This window comes from Eggerthella sp. (assembly GCF_048329335.1).
GTDB lineage: Bacteria > Actinomycetota > Coriobacteriia > Coriobacteriales > Eggerthellaceae > Eggerthella > Eggerthella lenta.
The window spans coordinates 1-7,408 of record NZ_DBFEGU010000117.1; the positions used below are offsets into that span (position 1 = coordinate 1).

Below are 7,408 nucleotides of genomic sequence, written 5' to 3' on the forward strand. Positions count from 1 at the left end.
GCCGAAAGGTATGGTTGCGCCCGTCGGGCGGAAAACCTCGCGCAACAGCGTATACATTTTTGCGGCATCGGTATTCCTTATCGTTGCGGGTGCCATTCTCGCTGCGCTTTGGAGCATGCTTACCTCGACGGTGGTTATCGTCGCGGTGATGGCTGGCGCGGTGGCCGCGTTCAGCATTCGTATTGCGCCGCAGTGGGAGCGTGTCGTGGTGCTGCGTTTAGGCAACTTCAACCGCATTGCTGGCCCTGGGCTTTATTTCGTCGTTCCCGTGGTAGAACATGCTACTGCGCACATTGACCAGCGCATGATCACCACGCCGTTCACGGCGGAGGAGGCGTTGACCGCCGACCTTGTGCCGCTCGATATCGATGCCGTGCTGTTCTGGATGGTGTGGAATCCCAAAGACGCCTGCGTCGAGGTAGAGGACTACGCGTCGGCCATTTGGTGGGCCGCGCAAACAGCGCTGCGTGATGCGGTGGGGCGCATCAATCTGGCCGAAGTTGCCACGCGGCGAGAGCAGCTGGACGGTGAGATCAAGGATATCCTCGACGAAAAGACGCGTTCGTGGGGCATCTCGGTCGTATCGGTGGAGATCCGCGACATCGCTATTCCCAAAGAGCTGCAGGATGCCATGTCCAAGGAAGCGCAGGCGGAGCGCGAGCGCAACGCGCGACTCTTGCTCGCAGAAATCGAAAAAGACATCTCCGAGATGTTTGTCGATGCGGCGGCTGTCTACGATCGCAACGACAAGGCGCTCCAACTTCGCACGATGAACCTCATCTATGAGAGCGTCAAAGAGAAGGGCGGTCTCGTCATTGCCCCGAGCGCGTTCGGCGAAGCGTTCAACAATATCGACAGCTTCTTGAAGTAGGGCGAAACTAGCGCAGATGTTTCATGAAGCATCTGCTTCGAATCGCGTACGCTGCCTGGACCGTCGCTTGGTCCAGCATTTCCATGGCCGATGCGCGCAGGCAGCGGGGCTACGCACACTCTTCTTCATGCTCAAGATAGGATAATTAAAGTGATTGACTGTCATAGAACTATAGAGTACCTTGACAGCAGACACTAAGCGGTGTCGGAGGGGACAGCCGCTGAAGTTGCGGGTGCCCTCGTAGACGAGCTGAAGGGGGTAGCACCATGAGCGAGAACGGCATGGGAATCAGCCGAAGGGGTTTTGTGGCGGGCGCGGGGGCGACTGCGCTCGGCGTAGGGCTAGCGGGCGGTATCGTCGGTTGCGCGCCAGGCACCGAAAAGGAGTCCGAGCATACGGCGGGGGTCGAGAAAACGGCCTACGATCCGAAAGCGGGCGAGTGGATCCCCACTACCTGCAACATGTGCTTCAACAACTGCTCCATTAAAGCGCATGTCATCGACGGCGTTGTGGTAGAACTGACGGGCAATCCCGACAGTTCCATCGGCCGCGGGCATATATGCGGCAAGGGCGCGTCGGGCATCATGCAACTCTACGATCCCAACCGCATCACCAAGCCTCTGAAGCGCACGAATCCCAAGAAGGGCTTCGACGAGGATCCGGGTTGGGAGGAGATCAGCTGGGACGAGGCCTACGGGTTGGTGGACGAGCGCATGAAGGCGGCTATCGAGCGCAGCGGTCCGCACGCCGTCACCGGCATGTCCATGGTGGCTAGCCAGATCGGCTCTCTGGTGCGCCATACGGCACTCGGCGTGATCTACGGCAACGCCGAAGGCAGCTGCTCCGATATCTGCGGAGCCGGGGTCCATCAGATAGAATACCTGTTCACGGGGACGGGCAATGCGCGTCCCGACTATGTCAACTGCAACTACGTCGTCCAGTTCGGCACCAATGCGGGCACGGCTACCCGTCATGGATACAACATGACCGTCGAGCCTTTCGCTGAGCGTCGCAAGAACGGTTTGCGCCACGTGGTGTTCGATCCGCATATGGGCGCTGCGGGAGAGAAAGCCGATCTCTGGGTGCCTATTCGCCCCGGCACCGATGCCGCTGCGGCGCTTGCCATCGCGTACGTGCTCGTTCACGAGGAAAACCTCATCGACATCGAGTTCCTTGCGAATCGTACCAACGGCCCTTCTCTGGTCGACCTGGATACCAAGCGCATCGTCTTCGACGAGAAGACAGGGCATTCGCTGTACATGGATTCCGACGGCGAGGCGAAGCCTTACGATCGGTGCAGCGCCCCCCAACTCGAGGGTACGTTCGAGGTGGACGGCAGGCAGTGCTCGACAGGATTCACCCTGTATAAAGAGCATCTGAAGACCTACACGCCCGAGTACCAGGAGAGCATAACCACGGTTCCCGCGGCCACTATCCGCCAGGTTGCCAAAGAGCTTGGCGAAGCGGCCTGCATCGGCCAGACCACCGAGATCGACGGCGTGACGTTGCCTTATCGCCCTGCTGCCGTCGACGCGTTTTCCGGCATCACGCGCCATAAGCACGCTTTCCATAGCTGCTGGGCCGTGTTCAGCCTGAACAACCTCATCGGTTCGACGAACTCCGTCGGCGGCTTCTGCGGTTTCGATCCCATCTGCAACGGCTGGGCCGACGACAACCCGACCATGTCGTGGCGCCCCGGTTTATGGGAGCCCGAGGGGCTCATCGATTGCGCCGGTCTGCTGCTTGCATTCCCGAACTCTTACTATAAAAAGGTGTACGAAGGCGATTACACGCCTACGACCATGGGCATGATGGAACTCCAGCCCATGTCCGACGACAACCACTTCGAGCACATTGCCCAGGCTCATCCCGACCTGTATCGCACGCAGGCCGCCGAGGTCGCTCTCTGCTATGCATGCAATCCCATCAAATGGTGGGGCAACTACGACGAACAGGCTGAAATCTTCAAGAATTACGAGTACGTTGTAGGCATCGATATGTTTCTGAACGAGTCGTCCTATTTCTACGATGTGATCTTGCCCGAATGCTGCTATCTGGAGCGCACCGAGCCGCTGCCGCATGCAGCAGGCAACCATCGTGTCATCGGCGGTTTGGAAAATCCGTGGACCGTTCCCGTGTGGCAGAAGGTCGTCGAGCCGAAGGACGGCGCGCCTTCCAGCTGGCAGCTGTTCGCAGAATTGGCAAGTCGCGCCGGAAAGAACGCCGAATTCATCGCCACGCTTAACGGCATGTTCCGCGTGAAGGACGAGTATTCGGTACCCATGGACCAGAAGCTCGACGTAGAGGCTTTCGCCGATTCCATCTTAAAATCCAACATCGACGAAGAGCACGACTTCGCATGGCTGAAAGAGCATGCTGTGTACGATCATCCTCGCACCGTTGACGAAGTGTACATCTGGGCAAACGGTGAACCTGGCCGCGTGCCGCTGTACTTCGACTTCCTGTTGGAGGCGAAGAGCAAGGTGGAGGCCAAGGTCGCCGAGCTGGGCATTCCGTGGGAGGTCGACGACTACCAGGCTCTTCCCGATTGGAAGCCCGGCTGCGGGTATGAGGTGACCGATCCTGGCTTCGACATCCTCCCCGTGTATTACACCGATGCGATCAACACCGACTCGTGGCTCATGGAGAACCCCTGGATCAACGAGATCAATGAAGAGAACCCTTACGGCTACACCATTGAGATCAACGCCGCTACGGCTCGGGCGAAAGGGTTCGCCAGCGGTGATAAGGTGAGGCTTGTCACGGTCGACGGCGTATCGGTGGAGGGCGTGCTGGCTACGTCCGAGGGCGTGCATTCCGAATGCGTGGCCGTCATCGGCGGGCACTGGGGTTCGAAATCGGCCTATATGCCCATTGCGAAGGACAAGGGCGTTCCCGTTGTGCATCTGGTTCCCGGTCAGACCCCTGACCGCATGGATCATGTGTGCTCGGCGTTCGACCAGTGCATTCGCGTCAAGCTTGAGAAGATCGCATAAAGGGAGGAGTGAACCATGGCTTACGGAATGCTGATCGATCTGAAGAAATGCGTGGGATGCCACGCATGCGCCGTAGCGTGCAAGGAGGCGCATGGAACCCCTCCGGGTATAACGCGCTCCCATGTCAAGCGAGAGTTTGAGGGCGAGTATCCAGACGCAACGATGCATATCGTCCCCATGCTGTGCATGCATTGCGAGAATCCGCCTTGCGTCGAGGCGTGTCCGACCGAGGGCGCTACTTACAAACGCGAAGACGGCATCGTGGTGGTGGACAAGGAGAAGTGCATCGGCTGCAAATCCTGCATCATGGCTTGCCCCTACGGCGCGCGCTATTACCGCGAGAACGAGGACGGCTATTTCGGGTCCGAGCTTAACGAGTACGAAGCCGTCATGTATACCGCCATGCCGCAGGGGCGCGTTGACAAGTGCACCTTCTGCGTCGATCGTATCGATGCAGGCGGCAACGAGCCTCAGGCGTGCGTGGCTGCATGTCCGGCTGGCGCGCGCGTGTTCGGCGACTTGGAAACGCTGAAAAAGCAGGCCGAATCCGCCGCCGGCTTCCAGCTGCTTCCCGACGAAGGGGCGAATCCTTCGGTTTGGTACCTTCCCAACAAGGTGAATGCCTGATCTCGCCTTCCCTCCCTCTCCGGGCGGCGGCCTTTTCGGGTCGCCGCCCGCTCGGAGTTGCGAATGCGATCGGTTGAAAAGAGGTGCGCCATGATCCGCAGCCGTTCGTTTGCCCTTGTCGATACGGAGTCCAAGGTTTCGGCATGCACGCATATGCCTATCGTGCGGTACGAAGACGCGCGCTTTTCGAAGCGGGACGATTCGGTCATCCAGGAGGCGGAGTTGACCGTGTTCGTGAACGGCGCACGGCAGTGCGACACGACATGTTCGCCTTGGGATGTGCGCGAGCTGGTCGCAGGCAACTTGTTCTTGGCGGGTGTTATCACGGATCCTGAGCAGGTGAGCGCTATAGACGTCGATCTGGATTCGGGTGCGGTGTCGGTGCGTGTCGATGTTGCCGGGGCTTCGCGTCGACGTCGCCGACACGTCGAAACGCTGCGCGACGGCGGGGTGGTGATTTCCGGAGTGTTCGAGCGTGGTGACGGCGGAGATCCCTCGTGCGATGCGGAAGGGTTCTTGCCGGTGGAGTCCGATCTCACGCTGCAAGCGGCTCAGGTGGTCGAGCGCATGGCTCTTCTGGAGGACCGCTCGCTGCTGTTTCGGCGCACGGGCGGCGTGCACAGCGCGGTTCTGGTCGACCAGTGCGGGGTGGTTGCATGGTTCGAGGATATCGGGCGCCACAGTGCTTTGGACAAGCTGGTCGGCTGGTGCTTCTTGAACGGGGTGGATGCGTCGGATAAAATGCTCCTATTCAGCGGCCGGGTGCCGCGCGAGATCATCGTGAAGGTGATTCGTCTCGGCTGCCCTGTTGTTGCGTCTCCCGGTGCGCCCACAAGCTTGTCGATGCGTCTGGCCCAGCGTTGGGGCGTCACGCTAGTCGGATTCGCCAAGCGTGACGTCTTCAACGTGTACGCGCATCCTGAGCGCATCGTCTAGGAAGAGGTTCCCTTTCGGAAACGAAGAAGCGCCGCGCATCTTGAAACGATGCGCGGCGCTTACCTATATATATAGGAGATACGAAGTCGGATCAGCTCGCCCCGAGTGCGTCTTAGTTGTTCGCGAACCTGCTGTAGTTGTAGCCGCCGACGCCCGCTTTCTTCTTGGAGCCGTTCTGCTTGGCGGCGCCCTTCGCGTTCGGAGCGGACTTCTCGTACTTCTTCTTCTCGCTCATCTCGAGGCGGCGCTTCGCGTGATCCATGTTGTTGCTGCGCGGGCCGTCGGGCTTGGCGGCGCCGTCGAAGGATCGCTTGCCCTCGGCGCGCTTGCCGCGCCCGGGGCGGTTGTCCGAGCGGCCCTCGGCGCGGCTGTCCGAACGGCGCTCGAAGTCGCGCTTCTCGCCGCCGCGCTTGTCGGAGCGCTTGGCGCCCGCGGGGCGTCCGGAGCCTTTGTTGCCCTTGTAGCCGCCCTTTTTCGGAGCGCCCTTCTTGCCCTTTTCCAGCACGGTCATGTCCAGCTCGTAGGTCTCGAGCTCCATGAGGGGTACGTTCTTGCCGATGAGCTTCTCGATGTCGCTCATCGTGCGGCGCGACTCGCGCGTGACGAACGAGACCGCGAAGCCCTGTTCTCCGGCGCGGCCCGTGCGGCCGATGCGGTGCACGTAGTCCTCGGGCATGTCGGGCAGGTCGAAGTTGATGACGTGGTCCACGTCGGGCACGTCGATGCCGCGCGCCAGCACGTCGGTCGCCACGAGGATTGACGTGCGGCCGCGACGGAAGTTGTCGAGGGCGCGCTTGCGCTGGCCTTGCGACTTGTCCGAGTGGATGGATTCGGCACGGTAACCTGCGTCGCACAGTGCCTCGGCGCAATCCTCGGTGCGGTTCTTCGTGCGCGCGAACACGATCACGCGGTCGGAGCCCTTCTCCTCCAGCAGCGCCTGCAGAAGCTCGGGCTTCTTGAAATTGGCGATGGGCATCATGAACTGCTCGACCGTCTGGGCGGTCTCGCCGTTGCGGGCGATTTCCACGACGGCCGGGTCGTTCAGCAGCGAGCCCAGGTTCTTCTGGATGGAATGGTCGATCGTGGCCGAGAAGAGCAGCGTCTGGCGATCGGCGGGGGTGGCGTCTACGATGGTGGTGACGGCGGGCAGGAAGCCCATGTCAAGCATGCGGTCCGCTTCGTCCAGCACGAGGGACTTGATGCCGCCGAGGTCGACGACGCCTTTGTTCATGAGGTCGTTCAGGCGGCCGGGCGTGGCGATGAGCACGTCGGTGCCGCGTCGGATCTCGTTGATCTGGGGGCCGTAGGGCGTACCGCCGAACACGGTGGTCACGTAGTGCCCCGTCTTGCGGGTGATCTGCATGCATGTCTGCGAGATCTGCTGCGCCAGCTCACGGGTGGGGCTGACCACCAGCACGCGGGGCGCGCGCTTGCCCCTCTTGCCGCGCGGCAGGGTGCTCAGGATGGGCAGCAGGAACGCGGCGGTCTTACCCGTGCCGGTGCTGGCGGCTGCGATGAGGTCGCGGCCTTCCAGGACCAACGGGATGGCCTGCAGCTGCACAGGGGTGGGGTTCTCGTAGCCCAGGCGTTCGACGGCGGCAAGGGCAGCCTCGGACAAGCCGAGGTCGGCGAAATTCTGCATTATTCGTTTCCGTTTCTCTTCGTGCGCGCTCGATGCGCGCTTTTCGGTCGCACCCGCTCCTGCGGCGTGCATTGCGCTTGACTCGAGCCGCTTTCTGATTCGTTGGCATTGCGCGAAAAGAAACAGGAAAGAATTTCGTGTAAAGCGACTGACTATTATGCCAGCCGTCGGTGAGGAAAGTAAAGGAAAATGTAAAAATTGACTGAGAATATGTACCGAAATCCATCAAAACGGACTGTTTTTTAACGTGATCGGTAGGCTTTCAAACGTCTGCAGCCCCTTATGTTCATCTGATGTCCAAGGAGCTTCCCACTTAGAATTTACACTGCTTTACTT

Annotated in this window: 5 protein-coding genes; 4 read left to right on the forward strand and 1 reads right to left on the reverse strand. The window is 60.5% G+C overall.

The window, feature by feature from the left end:
* The 4 genes from ACMO6A_RS03640 to fdhD all read left to right on the forward strand — a co-directional run.
* Positions 1 to 871: slipin family protein (locus ACMO6A_RS03640; RefSeq protein WP_418470799.1), on the forward strand; the 871-nt coding region annotated here is incomplete at its 5' end.
* A 266-nt stretch (positions 872 to 1,137) separates the two neighbouring features.
* Positions 1,138 to 3,867, forward strand: coding sequence for a molybdopterin-dependent oxidoreductase (locus ACMO6A_RS03645; protein ID WP_035585772.1), 2,730 nt, complete (start codon positions 1,138 to 1,140; stop codon positions 3,865 to 3,867).
* 15 nt (positions 3,868 to 3,882) lie between these two features.
* Complete coding sequence (locus tag ACMO6A_RS03650; protein WP_057385305.1) at positions 3,883 to 4,494, forward strand: 4Fe-4S dicluster domain-containing protein; 612 nt, start codon at positions 3,883 to 3,885, stop codon at positions 4,492 to 4,494.
* 153 nt (positions 4,495 to 4,647) lie between these two features.
* Complete coding sequence (gene fdhD / locus ACMO6A_RS03655; protein ID WP_267491128.1) at positions 4,648 to 5,430, forward strand: formate dehydrogenase accessory sulfurtransferase FdhD; 783 nt, start codon at positions 4,648 to 4,650, stop codon at positions 5,428 to 5,430.
* Between the two features lie 112 nt (positions 5,431 to 5,542).
* Here the strand turns inward: fdhD and ACMO6A_RS03660 are convergent, their stop codons facing one another.
* Complete coding sequence (locus ACMO6A_RS03660; protein ID WP_009306556.1) at positions 5,543 to 7,072, reverse strand: DEAD/DEAH box helicase; 1,530 nt, start codon at positions 7,070 to 7,072, stop codon at positions 5,543 to 5,545.
* Positions 7,073 to 7,408: the final 336 nt, after the last annotated feature.

Bases quoted from the DNA above. Each gene is read 5' to 3' on its own strand.
- ACMO6A_RS03645 (WP_035585772.1), top strand. From the start codon at position 1,138: ATGAGCGAGAACGGCATGGGAATCAGCCGAAGGGGTTTTGTGGCGGGC.
- ACMO6A_RS03650 (WP_057385305.1), top strand. From the start codon at position 3,883: ATGGCTTACGGAATGCTGATCGATCTGAAGAAATGCGTGGGATGCCAC.
- fdhD (WP_267491128.1), top strand. From the start codon at position 4,648: ATGCCTATCGTGCGGTACGAAGACGCGCGCTTTTCGAAGCGGGACGAT.
- ACMO6A_RS03660 (WP_009306556.1), bottom strand. From the start codon at position 7,072: ATGCAGAATTTCGCCGACCTCGGCTTGTCCGAGGCTGCCCTTGCCGCC.